General features: G+C 66.6%; 18 protein-coding genes and 1 pseudogene. 3 read left to right on the top strand and 16 right to left on the bottom strand.

All coding sequences use genetic code 11. The features are described 5' to 3' along the window. Positions 1–35: 35 nt before the first annotated feature. The 5 genes from MA879_RS10085 to MA879_RS10065 form a co-directional block, all read right to left on the bottom strand. A complete protein-coding gene (locus MA879_RS10085) occupies positions 36–527 on the bottom strand; it encodes a DinB family protein (RefSeq protein ID WP_248125922.1) in 492 nt (163 codons plus the stop codon). A 307-nt stretch (positions 528–834) separates the two neighbouring features. Further along, positions 835–1,830 (bottom strand): IS481 family transposase, encoded by a 996-nt coding sequence (locus MA879_RS10080; protein ID WP_248125918.1) that lies wholly within the window; start codon positions 1,828–1,830, stop codon positions 835–837. 266 nt (positions 1,831–2,096) lie between these two features. After that, entirely contained in the window at positions 2,097–4,922 is a 2,826-nt protein-coding gene (locus MA879_RS10075) for a DUF4365 domain-containing protein (protein ID WP_248125915.1), read from the bottom strand. Next, positions 4,923–6,092 (bottom strand): hypothetical protein, encoded by a 1,170-nt coding sequence (locus MA879_RS10070; RefSeq protein WP_248125912.1) that lies wholly within the window; start codon positions 6,090–6,092, stop codon positions 4,923–4,925. Positions 6,093–6,393: 301 nt separating this feature from the next. Beyond that, complete coding sequence (locus MA879_RS10065; protein ID WP_248125909.1) at positions 6,394–7,401, bottom strand: IS481 family transposase; 1,008 nt, start codon at positions 7,399–7,401, stop codon at positions 6,394–6,396. A gap of 214 nt (positions 7,402–7,615) precedes the next feature. On the opposite strand from MA879_RS10065, the gene MA879_RS10060 reads away from it, so the two are divergent. Next, on the top strand, positions 7,616–7,876 hold the full coding sequence (locus tag MA879_RS10060) for a hypothetical protein (RefSeq protein ID WP_248125906.1): 261 nt from the start codon (positions 7,616–7,618) through the stop codon (positions 7,874–7,876). A gap of 80 nt (positions 7,877–7,956) precedes the next feature. On the opposite strand, the gene MA879_RS10055 is transcribed toward MA879_RS10060, so the two are convergent. From MA879_RS10055 to MA879_RS10010, 10 genes are all read right to left on the bottom strand, one after another. Beyond that, complete coding sequence (locus MA879_RS10055) at positions 7,957–8,850, bottom strand: TniQ family protein (RefSeq protein ID WP_129043619.1); 894 nt, start codon at positions 8,848–8,850, stop codon at positions 7,957–7,959. Next, on the bottom strand, positions 8,850–10,346 hold the full coding sequence (locus MA879_RS10050; protein ID WP_129043621.1) for a TniQ family protein: 1,497 nt from the start codon (positions 10,344–10,346) through the stop codon (positions 8,850–8,852). The genes MA879_RS10055 and MA879_RS10050 overlap by 1 nt, the downstream gene beginning before the upstream one ends. Then, on the bottom strand, positions 10,343–11,416 hold the full coding sequence (locus MA879_RS10045; protein ID WP_129043623.1) for a TniB family NTP-binding protein: 1,074 nt from the start codon (positions 11,414–11,416) through the stop codon (positions 10,343–10,345). The genes MA879_RS10050 and MA879_RS10045 overlap by 4 nt, the downstream gene beginning before the upstream one ends. After that, entirely contained in the window at positions 11,416–13,617 is a 2,202-nt protein-coding gene (locus tag MA879_RS10040) for a DDE-type integrase/transposase/recombinase (RefSeq protein ID WP_129043625.1), read from the bottom strand. Before MA879_RS10040 ends, MA879_RS10045 begins: the two co-directional genes overlap by 1 nt. Then, positions 13,602–14,336: a TnsA-like heteromeric transposase endonuclease subunit gene (locus MA879_RS10035; RefSeq protein ID WP_282447823.1), complete on the bottom strand. Its 735-nt coding sequence runs from the start codon at positions 14,334–14,336 to the stop codon at positions 13,602–13,604. The genes MA879_RS10040 and MA879_RS10035 overlap by 16 nt, the downstream gene beginning before the upstream one ends. A 1,973-nt stretch (positions 14,337–16,309) precedes the next feature. After that, positions 16,310–17,656, bottom strand: a complete 1,347-nt coding sequence (locus MA879_RS10030) for an AlbA family DNA-binding domain-containing protein (protein ID WP_129043629.1) — start codon at positions 17,654–17,656, stop codon at positions 16,310–16,312. Positions 17,657–17,758: 102 nt separating this feature from the next. Beyond that, positions 17,759–18,253 (bottom strand): GNAT family N-acetyltransferase, encoded by a 495-nt coding sequence (locus tag MA879_RS10025; protein WP_129043631.1) that lies wholly within the window; start codon positions 18,251–18,253, stop codon positions 17,759–17,761. A 144-nt stretch (positions 18,254–18,397) separates the two neighbouring features. Then, positions 18,398–19,240 (bottom strand): RCC1 domain-containing protein, encoded by an 843-nt coding sequence (locus MA879_RS10020; protein ID WP_129043633.1) that lies wholly within the window; start codon positions 19,238–19,240, stop codon positions 18,398–18,400. After that, positions 19,237–19,965, bottom strand: a complete 729-nt coding sequence (locus MA879_RS10015) for a formylglycine-generating enzyme family protein (RefSeq protein ID WP_241733887.1) — start codon at positions 19,963–19,965, stop codon at positions 19,237–19,239. The genes MA879_RS10020 and MA879_RS10015 overlap by 4 nt, the downstream gene beginning before the upstream one ends. 104 nt (positions 19,966–20,069) lie before the next feature. After that, a complete protein-coding gene (locus MA879_RS10010; RefSeq protein WP_129043635.1) occupies positions 20,070–20,699 on the bottom strand; it encodes a shikimate kinase in 630 nt (209 codons plus the stop codon). A 1,166-nt stretch (positions 20,700–21,865) separates the two neighbouring features. Between MA879_RS10010 and MA879_RS10005 the strand changes: the two genes are divergently transcribed. Beyond that, entirely contained in the window at positions 21,866–22,276 is a 411-nt protein-coding gene (locus MA879_RS10005) for a VOC family protein (RefSeq protein WP_129867321.1), read from the top strand. 628 nt (positions 22,277–22,904) lie between these two features. Continuing rightward, positions 22,905–24,149, top strand: a complete 1,245-nt coding sequence (locus MA879_RS10000; protein WP_248125903.1) for an IS256 family transposase — start codon at positions 22,905–22,907, stop codon at positions 24,147–24,149. Positions 24,150–24,169: 20 nt separating this feature from the next. On the opposite strand, the pseudogene MA879_RS09995 reads toward MA879_RS10000, so the two are convergent. After that, positions 24,170–24,399 (bottom strand): annotated as a pseudogene (locus MA879_RS09995) (IS5/IS1182 family transposase); the annotation flags it as partial.

The raw sequence follows: 24,399 nt of genomic DNA, 5'->3' as shown, positions 1-24,399 counted from the left end.
CTGCGGGGCGCCTACGGGCTGAGTCCGTAGGCGGTTCACCGGCGAGCGAGAACCTGCTCCCGCAGGATGTCTGCATGGCCACAGTGCTGAGCGTGCTCCCTGAGCACATGGAGCTGGATCCACCGCAGGCCCAGCGGCCCTCGCCGATTCCCACGCCAGGTGACATCACCATCGGCCTCCTGGACGGCGCAGCGAGAGTCCTCGCATGCCTGGGCGAAGTCCGCGAGCACGGAGTCGATGGTGTCATCGTCGGAGAGCTCGAAGGACTCGTCGGGCGTCGCCACGATGCCGAGGACGGCCCGACTGTGCCCCGTGGGTGCCTCCGCGAACCAGACACGCTCGACGAACGCTGCATGCTTCACGAGGCCCAGGAGCGTGGTCTTGGACGGTACGAGCCGCTGTCGCGCCTCCTCCTCGGTGAGCCCGTCCAGGCACGCCGAGAGCATGTCTCGATGCTGGTCGATGAACTCGTGGATCTGCCGGTCGAAGTCAGCGCCGTAGTACTGAGGGGCATCGGGGTTGTGCATGGGGTCATCATCCCCGTTACCCCGGCGCAGCGCCCCAGCGAGCCTTTGATACCAGCCGGGACGCCCGGCTGAGGACAGCCCGCCAGTACGCCCCAGAACGGCCGTCGAGCTCTTGTCGGCGTGCCGCGGTATGCAGCATATTCGCGCGTTTGTGCAGTCTTCGCCGCATCTCGACGGCGTCTGTAGAGATGCAGCGAAGATTCACACGACACGCGGTGAACCCTTCTGGGAGCAAAACCTTCAGCGGGGTCTGTGAAATGTACCCCTCGGCCGCCGAGAGAGTCACCAACGCCCAGGGTCAGTACATCTAGCTGTGATGTCCAGGGAGGTTGTTGAGCCTGGTGGCAGGCGCGGCGCCGATCGCGGAGTGGACGCGATGATGATTGTAGAAGTGCAGCCATCCAGGCAACGCGGCCCTGCGCTCCGTCTCTGAGCTGTAGAACCGGGCGTAGGCCCACCCGTCAGCGAGCGTGCGATGGAACCGCTCAATCTTGCCGTTCGTCTGCGGCCGGTAGGGCCGAGTCCGCTTGGGCTTGATCCCGAGCTCGGTGCAGGCATCACGCCAGGCATGCGAGCGGTAGGCCGAGCCGTTGTCCGTCAGCACCCGCTCCACCTCCACGCCCAGGCGCGCGAAGTGGGCGACCGCGCGGCGCAACACCGCGATGGCAGTCTGGCTGCGTTCATCGGAGTGCATCTCCACATAGGCGAAGCGGGAGTGATCATCGATCACGGTGTGCAGAAAGCCCACCCCGAGCCGGGGCTGGTATCGGGCATCACGGGTTCCTTCGCGGTCCGAGGTCGCCGCGCGGTGCTTCAGGCCCTGCTGGCGCCCGACGAATCGGTGTCCGCCCCCGTCGGGGATGCGCCCGAACTTGGTGACGTCGACGTGGATCAGCGACCCGGGGTGGGGGTGCTCGTAGCGGCGGATCGGCTCGCCGGTGGCCCGGTCCAGACGGGCGAGGCGGTTGATCCGGCAGCGCACGAGCACGGCATGGACGGTGGAGGCCGGCATCCTGAGTTCTCCGGCGATCTGTGCCGGCCCCAGGCGTCGGCGCCATCGGGCGGCCACGATCTGTTTCACCACCGCCGGCGGTGTTCTGGTCGGCATCGTGGACGGCCGGCTGGACCGGTCTGCCATCCCTGCAGGTCCCTCGGCCCGGAAGCGTGTGGCCCATTTGCGTGCGGTGGGTGGGGAGACCATGAACATCTTGGCCGCGGTGGCGACCGGCCAGTGCTCCTCGACGATGAGCTTGGCCAGGCGTAGGCGGGCGCGAGGGGTCAGGGCGGCGTTAGCGTGGGACATGAAGGCCTTCTGTTCGCGTGAGCGGTTTCTCGACAACTCCACTCTCGCAACAGGAGGCCTTCGCCTGTCAGCTGTTCACGCAACAACGTCCCTGGACATCACATCTAGCCGACCACCCTGACCGCTGCGCCGCGGACATGTCCCAGGGGCACGCCTGACAGCGAGCTCATGCCGGGAAGGCGATTCTGAGGCCGTGCCACCTGGCCGCTCGACTTCTGCCTCAGGCACCGGGTGCAGAGGAGTCACCTCTCGTGGCCGACGGTGGGCTATAAGTCGGGGATGCTCTCGCGTGCAGCTTTGCGAATTTGTGCTGAAGTGTGCTGTGTGGCGATGGTTAGCAGTTGAGAAACAGCTGGCTTCCCCGAAGGAGTCTGTAGTCCAGAAACAACTGCCGCAGCACTCTGCCTTCCGCCAGAGTTCAGGACCTGCGACAGAATAGTCATCACACCTGCAGTGGCACGGTCGCCAACGACCAACCTACTCAGTCCTCTGAGCGCCGCATTACGTACTTTCTCGTTTGCGTCACCCGCGAGAGCGAGAAGGAGTTCGGAATCTGCCTTGTCTCCGAAACGTTCGATGATCCGGACTCCCGCGGCACGGTGATCAGTGTCGCCGCCGATGAGGTCCCGTATCAACCGTTCGCGCGTGCCCTCATCCACGAGAGCAGCGAAAGCTTCGGAGGCGAGGCTCCGGATGTCTTCGTCGTCATCAAAGGGGGCCTGCACCGGCTTTCGATTCCGAAGAGCTGACACGGCTTCGAGAAGTTGTGTCTTGATTGAGTCGGCCAATGTCGCTCCGTGGACTGCGAGTACGAGCAATGTTCCAGACTGTTGCTGACCGCGGACCCCGGGAGTCGTTAACAGCGACTCGATTTGACCCCACCGCCCACTTGACGGGTGCCAGACACCAAGCACGGTCAGTGCCTCGCCGTAGTCGAGACCACCGAGACCGTACGACCCCCTGGCGGCCTCCTCGATGAGACGGTCGATGTTGCTGCACAGTCGGTCGGTGAGAGCATTAACTGCATCGGAGGGCAGTGTTCGCACATCCTCGATGGCCTCAAAGATGAGCAGATCCCCGGCCCGTGCTCGTTGAAGGACTCGCTCGCGACTCTCTTCAACTGCAGGAGCCGCGACCTTCAGGAAGGCCTCGCGTAGGTAGGAGGCGTCGCCGTCAGATCGGTTCGCCGCGCGCTGGCGGTCACTCTCACGCCACGCGGACGCGGGGATCCTATGGATCAGCCGGGCGAGCGTCTGAGCGGTTCCGTCGTTGGTGACTGGTGGTTGGCCCAGGAAGTAGTCGATCACGTTGTGAAGTGAGTCCTCGCTCAACGTCCAGACCATGGCCTTCAGCAGATCAATGATCTTGTAGAGCACAGTAAATGTGGGAAGAATGCGTCTCAGGTAGGCCTGTGGCTCTTCGAGCGTCGCTAGGGCCCACGCACAGATTTCGTCGGCGCGTTCGGGTTCGAGAACATCACCGGCGGCTGTCAGCAGTTCGATATCTGCCAGAGCGGATGTTCGAGTTGAACGAGACAAGTTGACTCTACTTGCCGCGATCCTGGCGGCCATCGTTGGACCTGTGCGCACAATGTGCCGGGTCGCGCGCCCAGTGCTCTTGCTGTCTCCAGAGTGACGGAGAAGCGTCAGCCGGCCAGCGACTTTGCCAGGATCGTCAGCGGGGCTGCTTGTGACAAGGAGATGCTCCGCAAGAGCGCCACTTGCGCCACGCCACCCGTCATGATCACCAGCGCAGGAGGCCAGCAACGCTGCGGAGCGTAGACGGGTGTGGGCGACGTCTGAGCCCCCAATCCGAATCGACGAATCCTCGCTCCAGGTCCGGAACTCCTCGGAGAGATGAGCGGATAGACCGTAGGACATCACCTGGCTTCTCCACCAAGACGCTGGGTTGTCGCTGCGCTGGATCAGGTTGGCAAGATCGCCTTGCATCCAACCGGTTGCCCCGTATGACGTCAGCGCGCACGCTCCCGCGATGGCCGCGGCCGTGACATCTGACGGTGCTTCTCGGTGGATGCGCTGGGTTGTCATTGCGAGGTCGAAAGCCTCTTCTTGTCGTCCAACTTCCAGCAACGCTCGTGCTCGTTGCGCTTCGAGCCACGCGTGATCCACGGGGGAGTAGTCGTCATGTGCCAAGGCGCCTTGAAGCACGTGAAGCGCGGCATCGGGATCGTTCTCGTTGAAGTGGTAGACGCAGCAAAGCACTGCTGCCGCGGAGCGTTCACTGGGCGTAGAGGCTAAGTCGACAAGCTGAAGCAGTTCTTCGGCTTCTCGCCGGTAGTGCCAGAGATGAAGGGCAGCAGTGGCGCGCCAACACCAGTCATCGGCCTCGCGCGCATCGTCCAGTGACAGACCCTTCTGCTCGGTATCGTTCTCCGTTCCGAACGCGGGAAGACTCATCGGGTTCAGGAGCCGTTTGAGATCGTCCCGGAAAAGCACTTGCATGGCGAGGGCTTCGAGCCCGGTGATGGAGTCCAGGTCCAGGTCCAGGTCCAGGTTCGGGTGCGGTGCGATGAGCCGGGGAGTGATGAGGGCATGCCGAACACCATCGTCCGGTGCAAGATGCACCGCGCCGGTCCACGCCGTGCCGTCCCAGGTCGGAGTCGGAAGCTGGGTTAGTGCGACATCGGAGAGTTGTTCGTTGTGGTCCTCGCCAACCGTTTGTGAGACCGGTACAAGAATCTTGGCACCTTTACCAGTTGGGACGACCCGCTCAGCCGTGACGTGAACCCAGAACGAGAGGTTTCTATCCTGATCGCGCAGGATCACCACGTGGGGCAAGGCGTGGCGCAGCCAGTAGTCGAAGTGTTCACGGTCGTCCTGCGCAAACCACCACCCAGTGATCGTTCCCTCGGCGTCCTTCTGCGGGGATTTGAAGTATGACGATCCGGTCTTAACCTGGACGCCCATGACGGCGCCGAGTTCGTACCGGCGGGCATCTCGCGGCCGCAAATACAGGTCAGTCCCTGTGTCGTGCCGGCTATCGATCACCCCTCCCCAACCCAAGCGCTCGAACTGAGCCAAGACCTCAGACTCACCCGAGGTTCCCGTGGCTTCATTCGTCGGGGCGCGCACCTACGCCTCCTCCGTGGTTTCGTCCGCAACAACGCGACCATTGCGCATCGCAGAGCCAGTGAATGTGAACGGTATGAACACGTCTCGAAATGCGAGTCCCGGTGGACGCCGTGTTGGCTCGCCACCGGGAGGAGTGGTGAGGGGGAACCTCATCCCGACCGGCGCCTTGCCTGAAACATGGTCAGGGTGAGGGCCCCCCACTGGGTAACCGGGGTGAGCGGGAGCGGTCAGATATTTGGGGGGATGCGACCGTCCTGCGAAGTGTTTCGCGGCTGCGACATGGAACATCGCACCATGAGCCCAGGCGATCATGTATGTCTCGGCGAGAACGGCAGGAACATCCACCCTCAACTGCGTCAGCTCCAGTCCTTGTGAATGCCCGTCCACCCTGGGTGCCTGTGCGAGCACTTCAATAACGGGGCAATCGAAGATGTCCACGGCGTCTGGCCCGGTCAGGGCGCCTACCGGGATGGTCCCATCCGCGTTCGGCGGAGTGGTGGCGAAGGTGACTTTGAGATCATCACGCGCACGGACTGACAAACCGTGCTTGACCTTGTTGTGAGCAGCGTTGAGTTGGAGTTCATGCCCCACGAGCAGGGCGATAGCGAAATTGAGCCAGTCGGCGAACACGTTGGATGCTGAGGCAAGTTGATCTGTCATCCCGCTTTGCAAGTCCTGCTCCTGGACCACTAGACGGGCGAACTGCATAGGGGCCTCCGCCGAGGAGAAGGACTCGCGAATCTGGTCCACAACCTGGCCGAGTTGGTTTGGCCCGGTCGACAGGGTCTCCCATACACACGATTTGCCAGCACTCCTCCGCTGCGAGAGTGCGGCCGTCAACCGCACCAGCGACTCAGCCGCATGGTGCCGCAGGGCATACGCATCCGTAGCGACCTGTGTGGCAACGGAGCTCGGCAAGGTCTCGGGTATGAATCCCATCGGCTGGCCAAGCAGGCGGGAGAACCGCGCGAGGGTCTCGGGCTCGTGGTGCTCTCTATGATCGGGCGCCGCTAGGGCATGCTTATGGCTGTCAACGTCTGATTCTGCCCACCACAGCATCATGCGGATTCGGGCGCTGAAGTACCCGTACGGATCAGACGACAAAAAAGTGTCGTCAAGCTCCTGACGCTGCTCGGCCGTCAGGTCCGGCCCGGTGGGTGGCGGGTACATGCGACAAGCGTATGGCCTGCAGCTCGGAGGCAGAGGCTCTGCCCCGGCTGCTGGAGTCGTAATGACCCCCACGAGAGGCACTACGCTCGTGGCAGGGAGCATCGACGTCACGCGCCCACTAGTTTCGTCACTGGGACCCACCATGGCCGGGGTCGCCGCTGCAAGCCAACTACTGGGCGCCCACGTGACTCACCGTGCGCAACGCCCGAATCTAATCTGCCGCTGAGGGTGCGTCACAGAGGCAACTACGGGGCACGCCAGAGCTGAGGAGGCGCCACGTGTCGGGGGCGCAGCCTCAGGACTAGATGTAGGAGGGCATGACGTTGTTGACTCGTGCCGGGGTCAACGAGGCCGGCGGGGCGTTCCCGCAGGAGGTATGAGGCCGATGGTAGTTGTAGTGGTTCACCCACACCTGCAGGGCCTCACGCCGGGCCGTCTCTGAGGTATACGGGCGGGCGTAGAGGACCTCGTCGACCATCAGCCGGTTGTAGCGTTCGACCTTCCCGTTATGGCGCGGGGTGTAGGGGCGGATCCGGTGGTGCCGGCCCCCGAGCGAGACCACCTTCCCGGTGAAGTCCACGGCCCGGTAGTTGTTCCCGTTGTCCGTGACCACCCGGTCCACGGTGATGCCGTGGGCGGCGAAGAACGCCCTCGCCCGGCAGAAGAAGCTCACGCTCGTAGCTGCCCGCTCATCGGGCAAGGCTTCGGTGTAGGCCAGGCGGGTGTACCCGTCGATCGCCGAGTGCAGGTAGGTGTACCCGACCCGGCAGCCAGGCCCGCGCTTGGCTGCTCGCGTGTTCTCGGAGTCCCGTCCGTGAGCACGCCAGCCGCCCCCGTCTGGGATCTTCCCGATCTTCTTCACGTCCAGGTGCACCATGTGCCCCGGCCCTCTCGCGGTGATCTTCTGGGGTCGTTGGCGCAGGTCCTCACCCGTGGGCGCGAGGTCTGGCAACCGGGAGATGCCCAGTCGGTGCAGCCACCTGCCCACCGTTCGGAGGCACAGCTGGTGGCCTTGAGGGACCAGGTGGTGATGGATGCGGCGGGCTGACCACTTGCACTCCCGGCGCAGGGTGAGGATCTGGGTGACCAGGGCCGGGTCGAGCTGGGCGGGAGAGCGTCGTGGCCGGCAGGAGCGGTCTTGCAGTCCTGCCTCGCCTTCGGCACGGTAGCGGGCCACCCAGGTGGCCACCGTGGGGCGGCTCACCCGGAACTCGGCGGCCACGTGCGCGTGGGGGATGCCCTCGTTCAGGTGGCGGTGGACCATGCGCAGACGGCCGGTGGGAGTCAGGGGTGCGTTAGCGTGAGTCATGAGTGGGTCTCTTTGCGCGGATGGGTGGTGTAGGAACTTCCATCCTGCGGGAGAGGCCCACTCGTCTCATCTCAGCCCGGCCCTCGTGCCAAGAACCTCATGACCCACAACACCTAGACGGGGTTGGCGTTTCGACGTCGACGCCCTTGCCATCGGATTGGACGAGGCGTGGTTCTACGAACCGAGTCGCCCCGCCGAGCAGAATGAGGACGACATGCCGACGGCGGTCTACGTCTTCTCGGCTGAGGTGGATGGCGTCGATGGTTTTCAGGTGGATCCTCCAAGCCACGACGATGAGCTGTCGCCGTTCTCGCGGTTCTACTCCACCGGGGATGAACTGATCGCTGACCTGGAGGCACTCGAACGCTGGCGTGCCCCGATCGAAGGCGACCCTCCAGGGGCCACACGCGGGCGCCGCCTGGGGCTGGAGCCCCACGCTGACGTGGAATCTGACGGTCTCGACGAGGGACGCTGAAGGCGAAGCTCGACCGCCAGGCTCAGCCGTCGCGACGCACCGGACGTGAGCCATTGCCGGGCTGCGGGTGGTGCCCGGCCTCAGGCCGCCAGTGAGATGTGGTGCGTGTTCTGCGCCAGCATCTGGTCGATCTCGATACCGGCAGCCGCCCGAAGTCGCACTGGTCTCGGTGCTGAACGCACGCGGAGCACTGTGCTTGGGGGCGCCCAGGGTCCCTGGACTGTGATGTTGGAGGCCCGTGTTTGTGTTGCGGTCGGTCGGCCTAGGACGCCAGCGGCGAGGGCTTGAATCAGCTTCAGATAGACCGTTCCGGCCACGGAGTGGCCGTCCAGATCGATGTCCGCGTCGCGGAGGGCGCGCTCGACACGTTGCTGTTGTTGCAAGAGTGGAGGGGGCGCGGAGGGCGGGGAGATCCGGCTCAGGTCGAAGGGGCACCGTTTGCCCTGTCCTTGGGGACGGGGGTTGCCGCAGCTTGCTCCGGGGCCGGCGGGCCGGAGCGCGCCGTGATGTGTCGTACGCAGGGGCTTCTGGCAGCCGGGGCAGTCGGTCACGAGGAGACGTTCGTGGTCTAGGCACGCGGTGACCCAGGCCAGACGCCACGTGATCTTCCAGACTCCGGTCTCGGCCAGGCACCAGGGGCAGGCCTGGGAGCGGTTGAGCAGCACCCATCCGTGGGCCACCACGGACCGGGTTCCGTGACGGTTCTGGCTGTCGATGAACGGGATGACCGGGTATCGGGTCAACAGGCAGTCCTGCAGGAGTCTCCGGTCGGTGCCGGTCCAGGAGGCCAGCACGTCCAGGATCGCTGGTGGTGGGGCGATGTTCGTGAAGCGCAGGGGAGCCCGGGCTTCGGTGGTCAGCTGTCGAACGAAGCCGCTGGTGGTGACCCCGTTGGCGGTGGCCACGCGTTCGAGATAGGAGTCCAGGGCTTCTTCGGGGGCGGGTCTGGGGCGGATGGGCAGCAGCGTCGACATCAGGCGCTCCTCTGATGGGCGGAAGCAATAGTGGGAGAGGAGCTGCCGGCCGCGGAGGCGACCGCGGCCCAATCCTCACCGCGGACATGGGTGTCGAAGGCCTCGAGCAGTCGCAGACGAGCCTCGGGGTCGAGGTCGGCGTGGAAGCGGTCCACGGCCTCGAGGGAAACATCGGGAACGGGGCCGGAGTCCGGCAGGCCGCGGGCGTACGCGACCCATGCCCATGCCGGGACGAGGGTGCGGGCCGGCCAGAACGGGTGCCGGGGCAGATGTATGGCGGGGATGCGGGGCAGGGAGGGGACAGCCAGGAGGGTCCCGCGGCGGTAGGCGTAGTCGACGAGCCCGTCGTCCACGAGGGCCTGCGCGCGGGCGAGCAGCCGGTCGCATTCACCCGGGCTCAGGTTGCCTCGGGTGCGGACTCGGGTGAGCAGGTCGTGCTGGTTCACGACGGCCGGGATGCCGTGCGCGACGAACACGGCGCTGCCGGTGGCGTCCTCGCCTAGTGCCTCCAGGAGCAGGGTGTGCAGGGCGAGGGCTTCGAAGGCTTGATCCTCCAGGACGCGGATACGCGACCAGCGGGGCGCCCGCCAGGGAGCGGCCACGGTGGGGATGTGCTGGGGCCGCAGACCGGTGGCTGCGCAGAGGTCCGTGAGCTGTCGCAGCAGGGCGCGTCGACGGGCCCGAGCCATGGCCGGGGTGGCCGGGCTGGTGGGCGGGCTTTCGGGCTGGAACGGTGCTGGGGCGAAGGCGGAGCTCGAGGGCAGCGAGACCTCATGCTGCAACTGCTGCCAGTGCGCTCGGGCGCGGGACTCGTTCAGCAGCGCGGGGTCCAGCGTGGCCAGCTGCTTCAGCACGGTGCTCGGTTCGCCGGGCGGATGGGTTCCCCACTGATTCCCTGCTGGCGTGGGAGCGCCCCCGAGAGCTGGGCGGGGCAGGACGTCGCCGTCAGGCTCGTGGGCATCTGAGGCGGTACAGATGCGGCGCAAGACCGATAGGTGGGACCTGGAGGTCTTCGACCCCTGCAGGGCGCGCGTCGTCAGCTCGTCCAGGCGTCGGAGACGGGCCAGCTCCTCTATGGTGGCGGAGCGGGTCGGCGTGAAGGTCCGCTCGTGGGTCAAGAGGGTGTGGCAGCGCAGGCAGACCGGGGCCAGGGCCAGGCGCCAGCGCAGGGCGCGGAAGCCGGTCAAGGGGGTGCAGGTGGGGCAGAGCCAGACGTCGCGCCGGTGCAGGACCCACCCGTGTCGGTGCTGGATTCCGCGTCCGCGCAGGGCCAGCGGCCAGCCGGTCATGGTCATCCGCCCGATGTGTCGGGAGTCCAACCCGGTGCTGCGGTGCACCGCGTCGGTCAGGCCAGGAGGCAGATCGGTGTCGGCGTAGCGCGGTGGCAGGGCCAGGGGTGGGGCCATGCTGGTGGCGTTGAACCGGAGCACGTACCCGGTCAGAGACTCGCCGGGGATCGGGGCGAGGGCGGACGGGGGATGCCCTGGGCCGGTCACCTCTTGGCCTTGCGGTTCTGCTCCCGATGGGAGGTCAGGGTGGCGTCGCGGAGCAGGTCAGCTTCAGCGGCCTCCGCTCGAGCAGAGAGGCGGACACCGCGCAGGTGCTCGCTGGTCAGGGTGGTGTCACCTTGGTCGAAGGCCTCGAGCAGGGCGGTGGTGATCAGCTGCTGGGTGTCTCCGAGGTGGCCTTGTGTGCGTGCCCAGATCGGTCCGGCCAGTTCCCGGGTGAGGGTTCCTTCGGTGGCGGTGTCCAGGTAGGGCATGAACTTCTTCTCCACTGCGGCCAGCAGGTGCTGCCATGCCATGCGCTCGGTGGTGTCCTGCTGGACGTTGTACGGGTGCAGTGCGAAGGTGCGCAGCCGGGCGGCGAGCTGGGGGTCTTCGTAGACGGGGCCGCCTTCCATGTTGGCGCCGACGAGGACGAGGGTGCCGTCGCGTTCGCCCATCATCGTGTTGAGGAACTTCACGTAGTCGAGCACGTCGCGGGCGCGGGCCTGCTTGGCGCGGAGCATGTGGGCGTCGTCGAGGATGAGCAGCCTGACCCCGTGCCGGGCGACGGCGTGGACCAGCAGGGTGGTGTCCTTGGTGGTTCGTCCCATGATCGGGTAGCCCAGGTAGCTGAGAATCGCGGCGTTGACGTCGGCGACCTCGGAGGCGGCGCGCAGGGTGATGTAGACCTGGGGGATCCAGTGCGAGGGGGCGCCGGAGCTGTCCGTGTGTGAGGGCAGCTTGTCGACCGCCTGGCCCTGCATCGACTGGTGGTAGAGGTCCTGGGCGTAGGACTTGATGAACGTCGACTTGCCCACCCCGTTGGGTGCCGAGAGCCCGATGATGGTCTTGGCCCCGGAACGAGAGTAGGCGTTGCGGTAGGTGACCCGGTCCATGCCGGCGCGCAACGCGTCGGTGCGTTCGCAGTCGAGGGTGGTCGCGCACATCCACCTGTTCAACCGGGTCCAATACTCGTTCTGGGCTTCGGGCGAGAGCTGGCCGAACTCGTGCAGCAGGACCGGCTCAGGCGCGGTAGGCGCGAGGGTCATGGCCTGGGTGTGCCAGAGCAGGGCGTCCATCAGATCTCCTGGGCATAGTCAGGCCAGCGCTCGAAGAGCCCGGCGAGGCCGTGGGTGGCGGTCCGATCCAGCGCCGCCGTCGGCTGAACCAGGTGGAGGTGCCGTCCGCCGGGGCCGAGCTCGGCAGGTGCCTCTGGGGTGGCGAGGCGGTGCGCGAGAGAGGCTTCGTCGTGATCGTGGTGGGCTTGGTCGAAGCGCATGCGGGAGGCGGCCATCGTGGTGGACCAGGTCTCGTCCGACCGGGTGTGTGCCAGGTGCCCGATCTCCTCGATGAGCTGACGGTCGATGAGCGCGCCGGTCAGAGCCTTGGGGCCGCCGCGGGCGCGGATGCGCCGGCGGGCCTCCTCGAGGACGACGTCGGTCAGGGGCGCGTGCAAGAGATGACGGTTGCGCCAGGGGATCTCGTGGATGCGGTCGGTGTCGGGGTGGCGGAACCAGAGCCGGGTGGCGTCCCTGGGGTCGTAGTGGAACGGGATCTTGGCGTCCTCGTCTCGGAACCGCCCCGGGACGGGGTCGCGGAACTCGTCCAGGATCCGGGCGTCGTAGGTGAGGTTGCGGTACTCGACGCCGGCGTGGTTCGGGGTCAGCTGGCGGGTGGGCAGGAACTGGTAGATCAGGTCCGGGTGCTGGGGGACGTGGATCCGTCCGGTGGTGGCTAGGATCCAGTCGAACATCTCCAGCGGGGAGATGTTCACCCCGGGTGCTCCGGGCAGGGACAGCCCGGTGTGGGGTCGTCGGTGGTAGTCCAGGGCGATGAACTGTCGCAGCTGCCGCTCGAGCTCGGCCGGGGTGAGCAGGGGCGCCTCGGCCACCACGCCGGCCCAGCTGCCGCGTTCGGAGACGTTGCGGCCCTTGTAGCCGGGCAGCTGCTGGTAGAAGCGCTGCAGAGTCTCGTGGAAGCGCTCGATGTGCGGATTGTCCGTGGGGCGGGTGCCGCGGGAGTGGCTCAACGTGATCGACCAGTGCAGGGCGAGCCGGCGCAGCTGCTCGCTGCGGAAGATGGATCCGTTGTCCATGCGCAGGTGGGTGGGGGTCACGGCGGGGATCGCGTGCTCGCCCAGCCCGGTGGCGGGGTCGTTGGCCAGTGGGGGAGCCTGTCCGGGTAGCTGGAGGGAGGTCGGGACCCCGCACCAGCGCCAGTCACCGGCGCCGTCCTGATCGACGGCCATCGACTGGGGCCGCATCGCGTCGTAGAGCAGCAGGGCGATCTCGGTGGAGCTGACCGACTTCGGGAAGACCCGGACGGCGACGATGACCCGTGCCGGGACGCTCATGATGGTGGCGATCTCCACGCTGATGGGCTTGCCGGTGAACTCGTCGTAGACGAGGTTGTCGGCCCGGGTGACGTCGGTGGCGCAGTGCCCGAGGTGGTGCAGGGCAGCGCTGGAGGTCGAGGAGATCTTCCGGTGTCGGCGTGAGCGCTGGGCCCGGGTGGTCTTGCCCAGCTGGGCGAACCGGTGGCTGAGGTAGTCGCTGACGAGCCGTTGGGGCAGGTGGGCGTCGGTGATGCCCTCGGCGTGCATGCGGACCTGGATGCGCCGGTGGATCTCCTGCCGGTTGATGGCCGAGGCGGACCCGTCGAATCGGGCGAACTCCTGGTCGGCGATCGTGAGGAATCTGGGGTCCAGGGCACCGAATCCCTGGGTGGTGCGCAGGGCGCGTCCGTCGACCAGGCCCCTGAGCCCGGATGCCTGCCACCGCCTCACCCATTTGTTCACCGCGCGTGCGGTCACGCTGGGGCTGTTGAGTTCTCCGTCCTGGACCCGGCGCATCAGCTGCCGGTCTGCGGACTTCTCGAAGCTGACCAGCCGGGCCATCGCTTCGCACTGGGCGTTCAGGCTGGCCTCGTAGAGCGGGCCGAACGGTGTGACCGGCTCATGCGGCAGTGCCAGGGAGGCCAGCCCGCTGCGGAACCCGGTGAGGATCTCGAGGACGCACTCCATCTTGAACACGGCATCCTGCTGTACCTTCTCCGGCAGCTGGTCCCACCAGGGGTGCAGGGCCGCATCCACGGCCTGTGCCTGCCCGTCGATGGTCGGCCGGATAACCAGGTTCGTCCACGGGACGAGCTTGGCCGGGTCGCTGATGGTCTCCAGCTCCACGCCCAGTGCCCACATCGATTTCACCAGGGCCGGCCCGGCATCGGTGAGGACGCGGTCGCCGATGTTCAGGTCCACGGCGAAGTTCATCTCGGCTCCCATCGCACCGGCGTAGTGGCTCTCCAGGGTTGGGTGAGATCCAGCTGCAGGTGTCCGTCCCACGCCCAGTGCCACATGGCTGAGACCAGCTCACCGGAGCCGTCGTCGGTGCCGAGCACGGTCCCGATGGTGGCGCCATCGAGGCGGGCGAGTCCCTCGAGCGTGTCTCGGTGGTCCTGGTACCAGGGCATCGGGTGCCGGTAGCTGGAGAGCCAGCGCAGGTTGATGGCGTGCACCTCGGGCAGGCCGCCGAAGAGCTCGTAGCCCCACTTGTAGTGTTCGCACACCGCGCGGGTGATCCGGACGGCATCCCAGAACTTGTGATCCCGCCGGCCCTCGGGCCGGACATCCCAGACCGTGACGGATCCGTCCTGGGCGAGGGCGAGCAGGTCCGGGGTGTGACGCCGGCCCTTTCCTCGTTGGCCGGCCCACTCCACGGTCAGCGGCTGTCCAATCAAACGGGCCAGGGAGGGATCCCGGTCCAGGACCAGGACGAGCTCCTGCTCTAGCCCGGATTCCACGGCGACGACGTCCGTGTTCGTTGTGCTGAAGGTCTGCACGGGTACGTGTCGGCTCAGTGCGTGCGACCGCGGAGCCCTTACGGATCCGATGGCGTTGAGGTCGGGCAGGGGGTCGGAGGGGTGGCAGAGGAGTGGGCCGTCCGGAGCGGAGAACTCCAGGTGGCTCCAGGGTGTGGCTGGTCCTCCGCCGGGGTCGCCCATAAGCTGGGACACGGCGGTTCCTTCGATTCAGTTCGCGTTGTATCAGGGCCGCTAATTGGAGGGCGTGACGGGTGCAACCGTCGCGCCCTCCCGCGCGTCGGACACAAGGTCAGGTCGGCGCGGGCGGCCTATGCAGACCGTAATGGGCCGCGACCGATACGCGCAACCATAGTCCTCATGACGGCCCCGTGCGGCGGCCGACGGGCACGCCTGCGTTAGAGATACATCTCTCCAGGCTCCTCTCGGAGATGTACATATCCTCATGTCAGGCGAGCATCTAGCCCCCGGGCAGGTGTATGGATAGACACGTGGTTTTTCGCGACAGGCAGACCTCGCAACGGCACTCTTCCGCCATTCCTTCATGAGTCTTAAGATGCTCGGGGAGGAGGGGGTCGCCACTCGAGTGGAGGGACCTTCCCGGATGAGAGGTAAACCATATGGCTCTTGGAAGTCGGGGCGCCGGGGGCGCGCGTACACCGTCGATCGTCCGGACTCTCGCTCGGGCGAAGCGTGGCAGCTGGGCAGAGATCGACGAAGCTCTGGCCAGGGGGCTGCAGCCTGCCGACCGGATGAGGTGTCTGCATCCTGACTGCGCGAACCTCTGCGAGTGGCCGACGGAGTCTTCCGCTGGTCGGCCCCAGACCTTCTGCAGCCGCAACTGCCGTCAGAACTTCGAGCGTACGAGAACTCGTTTGTGCGACGAGATTGCTGTTCTCGCCGAGTTGCGAGAACGGGGCGGCGCCCCGGTGGATACCCGTCGAGCCATCGAGGTTGGGATCGCCCAGCGCTCGTGGATGCTTCGTCGTTACCCCGACCCCACTCGAGAGCAACGGTCAGGACTGGTCGCAGACAGGGCAGAGACGACTGGTCGCAGGAAGACGGTCAAACAGCGCGGGTAGGTCGTACGTCACAGGGATCGTCCGAACGGCAGGGGGCGGTCCAGCCTGATCGGCAACTCGACCAGGATTGACCTGAGTGGTAGCGAGGAGAGAGGCAGCGTGAACATGGAGACTTCCGGTCTGGTCGCGGATACGGGCGCATCCCCCGACCCCCGGGCGTGTGGACTCTGCGGTGCGCACGGCAAGATGAGCCGAACGCACGTGCCCCCGAGAGCAGCCGGAAACGACGAGCGCGTTGAACGTGCCCCGGACCGGATCGTCGCGCAGATGCGTCAGCCCGGTCGCTGGAACGGGGGCGGGATGTGGGTTCGGGGGCTCTGCAGAGCCTGCAACAGTCGCTGCGGCGGCGACTACGACAAGGCCTACGCCGAGTTCTCCCATCAGGTGCGGCGGCTGACGACCCCAGGTGCGCAACGATTGGCCATCCGTCCGGGGAGCGTGCCGGACGTGAGGTTCGCTCCCGGGGCGGTGGTCCGTTGCGTGCTTTACGGGATGTTTGCCCTGAACAGCGGGATGCGCGCCCGGTACCCGCTCCTTGCGCATCAGTTGGCAACGGAGGACTACCGCCGCGGCTGCAGCGTGGATTGGCCAGCTGATCTGAGCCTGAGATTGGGCCTCTCCGACCCCCGTTTCCCCCGTAGCGGGTTGTTGGCCAGCAGAGTCTGGGCCGTCCGCGTACTTGAGCGCTCTGAGGCACACACGTCGCTCGCTGACGTCATCTGGCCACCACTCGCGTGGTCCTTGGTTTGGGCGACCAATCCCTTTCAGGCTGCAACAGGACAGCCGCAGATCACCGATCACCTCCCTGACGTGAGCGACTGGCTGACCTATGGGCCTGATCGAGTCTCTGTTGGCCTCCGAAACCTGGTCGCCCGCCTTCCGTACTCGACACACCCACTTCTCGCGGCCGACGGCACCTGGATCGAAATGTATCCGGGGAGGGATAGCGGAGAGCGGGCGGTCACGGTCTTCGGTCGGAAGGCTTTCTAGTTGTTGTGACCAGAGCGGTGGACCGTACTGCACGGTTCCGGAGTTACTGAATGCTCGAGGCCAGCACGTAGTGCAGCCGCTCTTCTAGTGGACCTCCAGGGCGAGTGCCGTGGCGAACTGGTCCGCCGTGATGCTGGGCAGAGTGCCCCGCTGGGACAAGAAATCCTCCAGCAGTTCCCACACACTGCGGACGAGCTCCCGGCGGCCGTGTGTGGCCACTGCGGTCCCCGATACGGCCTTGAGCCCGCGGAGACGGTCGTCGTCGCTGATGGATGCGTACATGCTTCCCATCCAGCTGCGCCGTCGGATCCCCTCTGGTGGCCGGGAGGGGCCGAACTTCACAAGGAAGTCGCCGCTCACGTTGCCGGCTTCGACGGTTCGCACCAGCATGGCCGTCAAGTCCCAGGCGAGGGTTTCGGCGTCCTCGGCTGCCACAAATTCCGGGGTGAGGTCATCCCTGCCGAATCTGCCGTCTCGAGTCACGCCCAGACCTAAGCCGCCGTCCCCATGGATTTCCAGGCGGGCGCCCTGGGGGTAGTCGGGGCGGGGGAGGTAGGTGTGGTGGTACAGACCCAACCCCCGCCGCAGTTCTGAATAGGTGGAGGTCCTCAAAGCGCTGAGGCCATCAAACGATTGCTCCGGTCGACGGGCGTTTACCGCATCCAGGAACCGGGTCGCCCCGATAGCGCTCAATCGTCGAGGGTCGACACGCGGTTGGAGCGGGACGGCCACGGCGGCCATCCAGATGGGAGGCGGCCCCATGATAGTCGTGCCGTTGACAGTGCGTGCGTTCGAGCCCAGTTCAGGGTCGGCGCCGACGGCCACCACGAAGTCGTGAAATCGCTCGCTCACGCTCGCGCGTTGCTCGCGTCGCCGTTGCTCCCGCCGTCGGTAGGCCTCCTCGATCTGGCGTTCGGTCATGTTCGCCGTGTGGGAGCCGTTGCGCCACGGGGCTTGGAACCATCCCTGATCTGACTTGTCTTTGGGCGGGCGGATCAAGTGCGGTGCCTCCGGGCTGGCTGGCACATGCAACGCCAGGACTCGGCGCCCGTCGTCCCAGATCACGTGTTCAAACTGCACGCCAGAGACGGGCGGGTAGGTACGGGCCAGGATGGCGCGCCGGATCTGGAGCTCCTGCACCTCGGAGACTTCCCCGACGCTCACGATCGCCATCGGCGCGTTGGAACGTTTCTCCTGCACTCCGTACACGATCACGCCACCGTCTCCATTGGCCATGGCGGCGACATCCTTCGCCAGCTCGAGGGCTTTGGCTTCCAGGTCAGCACCTTTGAGGCCATCAGGTAGGGGGAGCTGGACCTTCCAGTCCAATTCCTCTTCCTCTGTGAGATTCTCGCGTACTGCGGCCTCGATGTGCTCAGGTTTGAGCTCTGGATCGGTCAGCCCCAGACGGGCGTGAATGCGGGTCCACATGGGGTCAGCGTAGGCGGCTGTTCTTGGGGGCGAGGGGGACTGCTGCGAAACCGGGGGCTTGGTCGTTGCTGCACAACTGCGGGGTGACTTCAGTGAGAACAGTCAGCTCTCGCGCGCCAGGACTACCACTTCGTGCTCCAGGCCTGTGGGGCTGGTCCACGACTTCCGCTGGCCAGTGACCCGATATCCGAGGTGTTCCCAGAACGGCTGGACCTCCGCGTTGGTGTCGACGACGTTCAGCCGCCACTCCCGGCCCGCGGGGAACGCGGAGAGCAGATGATCGTGGAAGCGTCGGGCCAGTCCCTGCCCCTGGGCATCGACCCGCAGCTGGAGCAGCCCCAGGAAGTTCACGCCTGGCTCCGGCCAGTCGGTGGCCAGATCCGCGACGCCCATCAACTCGCGGCCCAGGAAAAGTCCGAGCAGATGCTTCTGTTCTGGCTGCGTGGCCGGCGGGCGTGCCGTGAACAGGCCGGTCACGTCGTCAGACTCCGGGGGCCGTCCGTGCACCCGCTGGGCATAGCCGCCGTCAGCGGCGAGCACGGCCCCGACGGCGCTGCGGTCTGAGTCGCTGAGAGGACGAATCGTGATGCCGGCCATGACTGTAGTGAAGCACGGCAACGCTGCTGTCGAGATGCGGCAAAGGCTGCGCAAGACTCGCGCTGTTCCTTGCCCAGGGGGCTAGAAACCGGGACCTGCTCCTCAGGCCGAACTCTGCAGCAGTACGCCTCATGTGTGCTCGCATCATGACTCGCCTGCCACCGCCCAGCGGCACTGCCCATCGCCGTCGTCGCCTGCGGCCAGGATGACGCCGTCATGGCGGAGTCCGAGTGAGTGGCGTGACCCCGCAGCGATGGCCACGACATCGCGCCAGGCCTGCGTGCGGCACTGCCCGTGGCTGTCGTCTCCGGCCGCGAGGACGCGTCCGTCCTCAGCAAGGCCCAGCGTGTGATGACTGCCGGCCGCCACCGCCGTGATGCCCCGCCAGCTGTGGGCCTCGGCGAGGCCCGCGGCGGCGTCGCCGCAGGCCAACACGGTGCCGTCTTTCCTGACGCCCAGGGTGTGGAGGTAGCCGGCCGCGATCCCCACGACGTCGGTCCACCCGGTCACGTCGCCCTGACCGCGCGTGTTCAGCCCGGTCGACACCACCCTCCCGTCTGCTTCAAGACCTACGGAGTGCCAGTCCCCGGCGGAGACCGCGACGATCTCGGACCAACCCTCGACGTCGCAGGCGCCGTCGTCCCGCCGGCCTGCCGCCGCCACGGTGCCGTCGGCGCAAACCCCGAGGGTGCGGCGCCATCCGGCGGCGACGCCCACCATCCCGGTCCAGTCGGTGACCTCACACTGGCCGTGCGCGTTCCAGCCCACGGCCAGGACCATGCCGTCGGCGCGCAGCCCGACCGAGTGGGAGCGGCCCGTGTTCCGCGCGGCGTGGACGTTCCCGGCGGCGACCACGACGACTTCGCTCCAGCAGGCCACGGCGCACTCGGCCGCCCCGGGCGGGCCCGCGGCCAGGACGCGCCCGCCGTCGACGACGGCCAGCGAGTGCCGCCGGCCGGCCGCGAGGGGCACCTGCGGGGCGGTCATCGGGCGATCTCCCGCAGGGGAGTCCACCCCACCGGGAGCGGACCACGGATGGCGGCCCGTTCCCGGTCCGCCTCATGGGACCACCCCTGTGCCTTCCCTCCTGTACCCACCGGCCCGCGCGCGACGCGCAGTCCGATGTCTTCGAGGACGGCGTCGGGGGAACTGCCGCGGCGGACTGAGGCGCGCACGCTCCAGGGCTCGTCCGCCCAGCCGCCCCCGCGGAGGGTGCGGTAGTCGCCGTAGCGGGCGGGGTCGGCGTAGTCCCAGCACCATTCCCAGACGTTGCCGAGCATGTCGTGCAGGCCCCAGGGGTTGGCCTTCTTCTGGCCGACGGGCTGCGGCCCCTGGAGGTCATCGAGGCTGGTCCAGGCGACGTCCTCGAGCGCCCCGTAGGTCGGCGCGGTGGAGTCAGCGCGGCAGGCGTACTCCCACTCGGCCTCGGTGGGCACCCGGTAGCCGTCGGCGGCGGGGTCCCACGTGATGGAGCGCCGGTCTGCCGCGTGAGCGTAGGCCGGCTGCAGGCCCTCGGTCGCGGAGAGCGCATTGCAGAGAGCGGCGGCGTCGAACCAGGTCAGAGGCGCGACCGGCAGGCCGGTGTCTGGGTCGTGGAGGGGATGGATGGCGATCTCGAAAGGCTTCAGCTTGACGTCCCGTGTGGTCCCGCGGCGTGCGTCGCGCAGGGTGATCCTGCCCGGGGGTAGGGGAGTCATTGCGGGCGGGGGCATGGGGCCAGCGTGACACACCGACGTGCAGATGCCGGGAGGTCTTCACCCCACGGCGAGCGGCTGGTTCGCCGTCTGCGTGTCAGGAAATTTCCCGTCGTACCTGCTCAGCCGGGGGGATGCGTCTGCGTCTCGTGGTGTTGCAAGCGCGTGACGATCTCGGTGGCCACCTGCTCGGGGCTCTGCCCCTCCGTATAGACGGTGGCGTCGGCGAGTTGCTCGTCCTGCTGGTCGGTGCACCAGCGGTGGATCCAGTCGATCCCGTCGATCTGCCAGTCCGTCCACTTCGCGCGCCGGCATCGCTCGCGAAGGATCTGCACGGGGCGGTTCGTATCGGGGGTGGGGCGTAGGAGCACGACGAACGCGCCCTTCAAGGCCTGGGCCACCCGCGGCCGGAGGCTCGGGTCGGTGGGGTGGGTGTGCCCGGCGCCGAGGCCTGCAACGGCGCCGGGGTGTTCCTGGATGCATCGCTCCACGGCGTGGATCAGGGCGGGCTCGAAGGAGGCATGGAATCGCTCCCACCCAAGCTCCGAGGGCAGATCGGAGAGCATCGCCGGGCTCCAGCCGGCCTCGGCGTAGTAGGGCGAGGCGATCTCGTCGAGATCCACCCATGGGGATCTGAGGGCGGAGGCCACAAGTCGGGCCACGGTGCTCTTGCCGGTGGCGGGTGGTCCGATCAGCACGCACCGCGGACGGGGCTCGCACGTGCCTGAGGAAGGAGGAGGTACTTCGTCCATAGGTTCAGGAAACCATCAGAGACAGGCACAAGGCGTGTGGTCAGACGCAACGGCGGCCTCTTTATCTTTCGCGACCTCGTTACGTCAATGTCTGGGGTGCTCGATGGCGTATGAATCAAATTGACGCGTTTTGGAACTCTTCGCTGCATCTCGACACCTGTGCTGTCAAGAGGTGAGGCGCTAGAACGTGTATGAATCAAATTGGCGCGTTCTTGAAATCTTCGCTGCATCTGTCGAGATGCAGCGAAGAGTTCACACGACGCGCGGTGAACTCTTCGCATATCAGGCGGGATCCGGTCGGCGTGAAATCTGGGTGTCCCGGTGGGCGCTCCCGCACGCCCCAGGGCCCGCCAGAAACGTACGGGCGGCTGCCGCTCTGGCGGGTCGGTTGTGGCGAGTCATGTGGCGGGCGGACAGGGTCGGATGTGGCGCACACGGCGCATGGCGGGGTCCCTCGCCACAAACGACCGATTGTGCCGGGCATGCAAGACACGCAGGCCACTGGGGAAGGGGCCCCGCTGTTCATTGCGGTCATGGGAGTGAGGTTGCTCGTCGGGTCGTGAGCGCCACCTCGACCTAGGGCGTGTCTGATAATGCTTCGAGGGTTGGGCTAAGACCCCGGATCCATTCTCAGACACGCCCTAGATGTACTGACCCTGGGCGTTGATGACTCTCTCGGCGGCCGAGGGGTACATTTCACAGACCCCGCTGAAGGTTTTGCTCCGAGAAGGGTTCACCGCGTGTCGTGTGAAATCTTCGCTGCATCTCTACAGGAGATCACGCCTCAGACTGGCGCCGGTTCTGGTGTCGAGATGCAGCGAAGATTTCACAAACGCGCAAATATGTTTCATACCCGATTGGGCACCTGATCCGTTGACGCCAAGGCGGATCCCCACATCAGTGACATCGGGGCAAGGCACCCCCAGAGGGGAACCACGGTCAGCCCCTCCGCGCCAAGGCACCCGCACCGGCACCGACCGCGGTGCACATCGGCCGGCCGGCGGCCGAGTCGCTGGACGAGCGGCTGATGTCGGGGGCGCATGCTGAGGATGACCTCACCGTGATGCTGGCTGGCTTCGGGAGGCGGTGGGGGTCCACGGGGCCCGCTTCCCCGCCCGCATGAGGCGCGGCCCGGTCCCACCGGGACCCCTTGCTAGGGTTCAGCCATGGTGTGCGTGCCCAGGCTGCTGCAACCAATTCTCGACGCCGTTGACGCTCGAGGACTGGCCGAGTTCGACCGCCAGCTCTTGAGGTTGCGTTACCGCGAGGGTGACGAGCCCACCAGCGGCGAGGCGGACAAAGCCGATTGGCTCGTACTCCTGGACGAGCATGGCCGGCGGGTGATCGCGTTCCAGCAGACGGAGCAGCTCAGGTCCACGACGTGGGCCTCCCCCAAGGTGCCCATGCAGGCGCATGTGGACTTCACGGTGCCGGACCGGGAGTCCCTCACTGCCGCCCATGTCCGGGCGTTGGACCTTGGCGCCCGGCTCATCAACGACGAGTCCGACGACCCCGATGAGCCCCTCTATGGCTACGCGGACCCGACTGGTCACCCGTTCTGCATCTTCTTTGGCTAGGTGTTCCGCCCGGGGGCATGGACAGCTTTTAAACCGGGTCAATTAGCCAAATATGCGGCGGTCGGCCGCTTCTCCTCCTCCCCCCATAGAGCGAGAATGAAAACGAACGAACGATCTGCATGCTGAGAATAGGAGAACAATGGCCCAATCGAACATGCTCCAACCGGGGGCTCCTCGGCTCGGCTGGCTCCACTCGGCAAATACGTCGACGCCTCCCGTGATCGTGCTACTCCAGGACACCGGAAGCGCGATCGAGCTCACCTTGCCCCTGGGGCAATTTGGCCGCCCCGGCCCGTACGGCCCATGGTTCGAGAGCCTCGGACCGGCACGCGTCAGCAACCCGGCTGGGAGAGTCCCATCCGTTCTATTGTTCGAGGACGTCGACGGCCCGATAGCACTGGTGGGCTGCACTGCCAAGTCTCACCGGTACTCGTTATCGACTGGCCAAGGGCGTCTTCGAGCCGATTTCGCCGTCTTGGGAGCACGAAATGAGAAGTACGCGAAAGTTGAGTCCCTGATAGTGGTGTAACCCTCCCCGGCCGCCAACACCGTCCCCAGCATGGACGCGGTCACCGTGGGAGCCTTCGAGTGAACCTTCCACAGCACTCTCGAAAGGGACATCACCACGATGACCGCTCCTCACATTGTCGACTCTGAACGCCTGCTACGCGAAGCGATCGGCGAAGCCTCGCCGGACTTGTTGCGCCACCTGCTGCAGACCGTGATCAACGCCCTGCTCAGCGCTGACGCAGACGCGGTCTGCGGCGCCGAGTACGGCACCGCTTCTGATACCCGCACCGCACAGCGCAACGGGTACCGCCACCGGCCCCTCGACACCCGCGCCGGCACGATCGACGTGGCCATCCCGAAACTGCGCGCCGGCACGTACTTCCCAGAGTGGCTGCTCGAGCGACGCAAGCGGGCCGAGTCCGCGTTGATCACGGTCGTCGCCGACTGCTACCTCGCTGGGGTCTCCACCCGACGCATGGACAAGCTCGTGCGCCAGCTGGGCATCGACTCGCTCTCGAAGTCCCAGGTCAGCCGGATGGCCGCCGAGCTGGACGAGCACATCGACGCGTTCCGGCACCGCCCGCTGGGGGATGCCGGCCCGTTCGTGTTCCTCGCCGCGGACGCCCTGACCATGAAGGTTCGCGAGGGTGGTCGGGTGATCAACGCGGTGGCCATGGTCGCCACCGGCGTCAACGCTGACGGGCGACGTGAGGTACTCGGGCTGCGGGTGGCCACCACGGAGTCAGGCGCGGCGTGGAACGAGTTCTTCGCTGATCTGGTCGCCCGCGGCCTTCACGGGGTGAGACTGGTGACTTCGGACTCCCACCGTGGCCTGGTCGAAGCCATCGCGGCGAACCTGCCCGGGGCCGTGTGGCAGCGGTGCCGCACGCACTATGCCGCGAACCTGATGGCGGTGACCCCGAAGGCCATGTGGCCGGCGGTGAAGGCCATGCTCCACAGCGTCTACGACCAGCCTGACGGGCCCGCGGTGCACGCCCAGTTCGACCGGCTCTTGGACTACGTGGCCGAGCGGTTGCCCGCCGTGGCTGGGCACCTCGATGCTGCTCGGGAGGACATCCTCGCGTTCATCTCGTTCCCGAAGGACGTGTGGTCCCAGATCTGGTCGAACAACCCTGCCGAGCGCCTGAATCGGGAGATCCGGCGCCGCACGGACGCGGTGGGCATCTTCCCGAACCGGGATGCCGTGGTGCGGCTCGTGGGGGCCGTGTTGGCTGAGCAGACGGATGAGTGGGCCGAGGGCCGCCGGTACCTCGGTCTCGAGCTGCTGGCCCGCTGCCGCGAGCCCCTCACGCAAGAACCGGGCACCGTGATGGGCACGGAGGTGATGCCGGCCCTGGCCTGATTCTCATGCCTCGAAGACGGTTACACCACTTCCAGGGACTTGACCTTCGACCACGCGAGCACAGCATTCAGGACCACAGCGGCCCTGTAGATGATCGCGTACTTGTCATACCGGGTCGCCAGACCCCGCCACTGCTTCAGGTGAGCGTACTGACGCTCGATGACGTTGCGGCCCTTGTAGGCGTCCGCGTCGAGGCTGACGGGGCGCCCGCCGCGGGCACCGCGCCGTCTGCGGTGGCCCTGCTGGTCGG

It is taken from the genome of Micrococcus lacusdianchii (assembly GCF_023155805.1).
In the GTDB taxonomy this organism is placed as follows: domain Bacteria; phylum Actinomycetota; class Actinomycetes; order Actinomycetales; family Micrococcaceae; genus Micrococcus; species Micrococcus lacusdianchii.
Note: the sequence above shows the minus strand (reverse complement) of the source record. Positions and strands in the feature narration are given on the sequence as shown.

Bases quoted from the DNA above. Each gene is read 5' to 3' on its own strand.
- MA879_RS10045 (WP_129043623.1), bottom strand. From the start codon at position 11,416: ATGGACGCCCTGCTCTGGCACACCCAGGCCATGACCCTCGCGCCTACC.
- MA879_RS10030 (WP_129043629.1), bottom strand. From the start codon at position 17,656: ATGTGGACCCGCATTCACGCCCGTCTGGGGCTGACCGATCCAGAGCTC.
- MA879_RS10015 (WP_241733887.1), bottom strand. From the start codon at position 19,965: ATGCCCCCGCCCGCAATGACTCCCCTACCCCCGGGCAGGATCACCCTG.
- MA879_RS10040 (WP_129043625.1), bottom strand. From the start codon at position 13,617: ATGGGAGCCGAGATGAACTTCGCCGTGGACCTGAACATCGGCGACCGC.
- MA879_RS10005 (WP_129867321.1), top strand. From the start codon at position 21,866: ATGGTGTGCGTGCCCAGGCTGCTGCAACCAATTCTCGACGCCGTTGAC.
- MA879_RS10070 (WP_248125912.1), bottom strand. From the start codon at position 6,092: ATGTACCCGCCACCCACCGGGCCGGACCTGACGGCCGAGCAGCGTCAG.
- MA879_RS10010 (WP_129043635.1), bottom strand. From the start codon at position 20,699: ATGGACGAAGTACCTCCTCCTTCCTCAGGCACGTGCGAGCCCCGTCCG.
- MA879_RS10080 (WP_248125918.1), bottom strand. From the start codon at position 1,830: ATGTCCCACGCTAACGCCGCCCTGACCCCTCGCGCCCGCCTACGCCTG.
- MA879_RS10020 (WP_129043633.1), bottom strand. From the start codon at position 19,240: ATGACCGCCCCGCAGGTGCCCCTCGCGGCCGGCCGGCGGCACTCGCTG.
- MA879_RS10060 (WP_248125906.1), top strand. From the start codon at position 7,616: ATGCCGACGGCGGTCTACGTCTTCTCGGCTGAGGTGGATGGCGTCGAT.
- MA879_RS10000 (WP_248125903.1), top strand. From the start codon at position 22,905: ATGACCGCTCCTCACATTGTCGACTCTGAACGCCTGCTACGCGAAGCG.
- MA879_RS10085 (WP_248125922.1), bottom strand. From the start codon at position 527: ATGCACAACCCCGATGCCCCTCAGTACTACGGCGCTGACTTCGACCGG.
- MA879_RS10025 (WP_129043631.1), bottom strand. From the start codon at position 18,253: ATGGCCGGCATCACGATTCGTCCTCTCAGCGACTCAGACCGCAGCGCC.
- MA879_RS10065 (WP_248125909.1), bottom strand. From the start codon at position 7,401: ATGACTCACGCTAACGCACCCCTGACTCCCACCGGCCGTCTGCGCATG.
- MA879_RS10055 (WP_129043619.1), bottom strand. From the start codon at position 8,850: ATGTCGACGCTGCTGCCCATCCGCCCCAGACCCGCCCCCGAAGAAGCC.
- MA879_RS10035 (WP_282447823.1), bottom strand. From the start codon at position 14,336: ATGGGCGACCCCGGCGGAGGACCAGCCACACCCTGGAGCCACCTGGAG.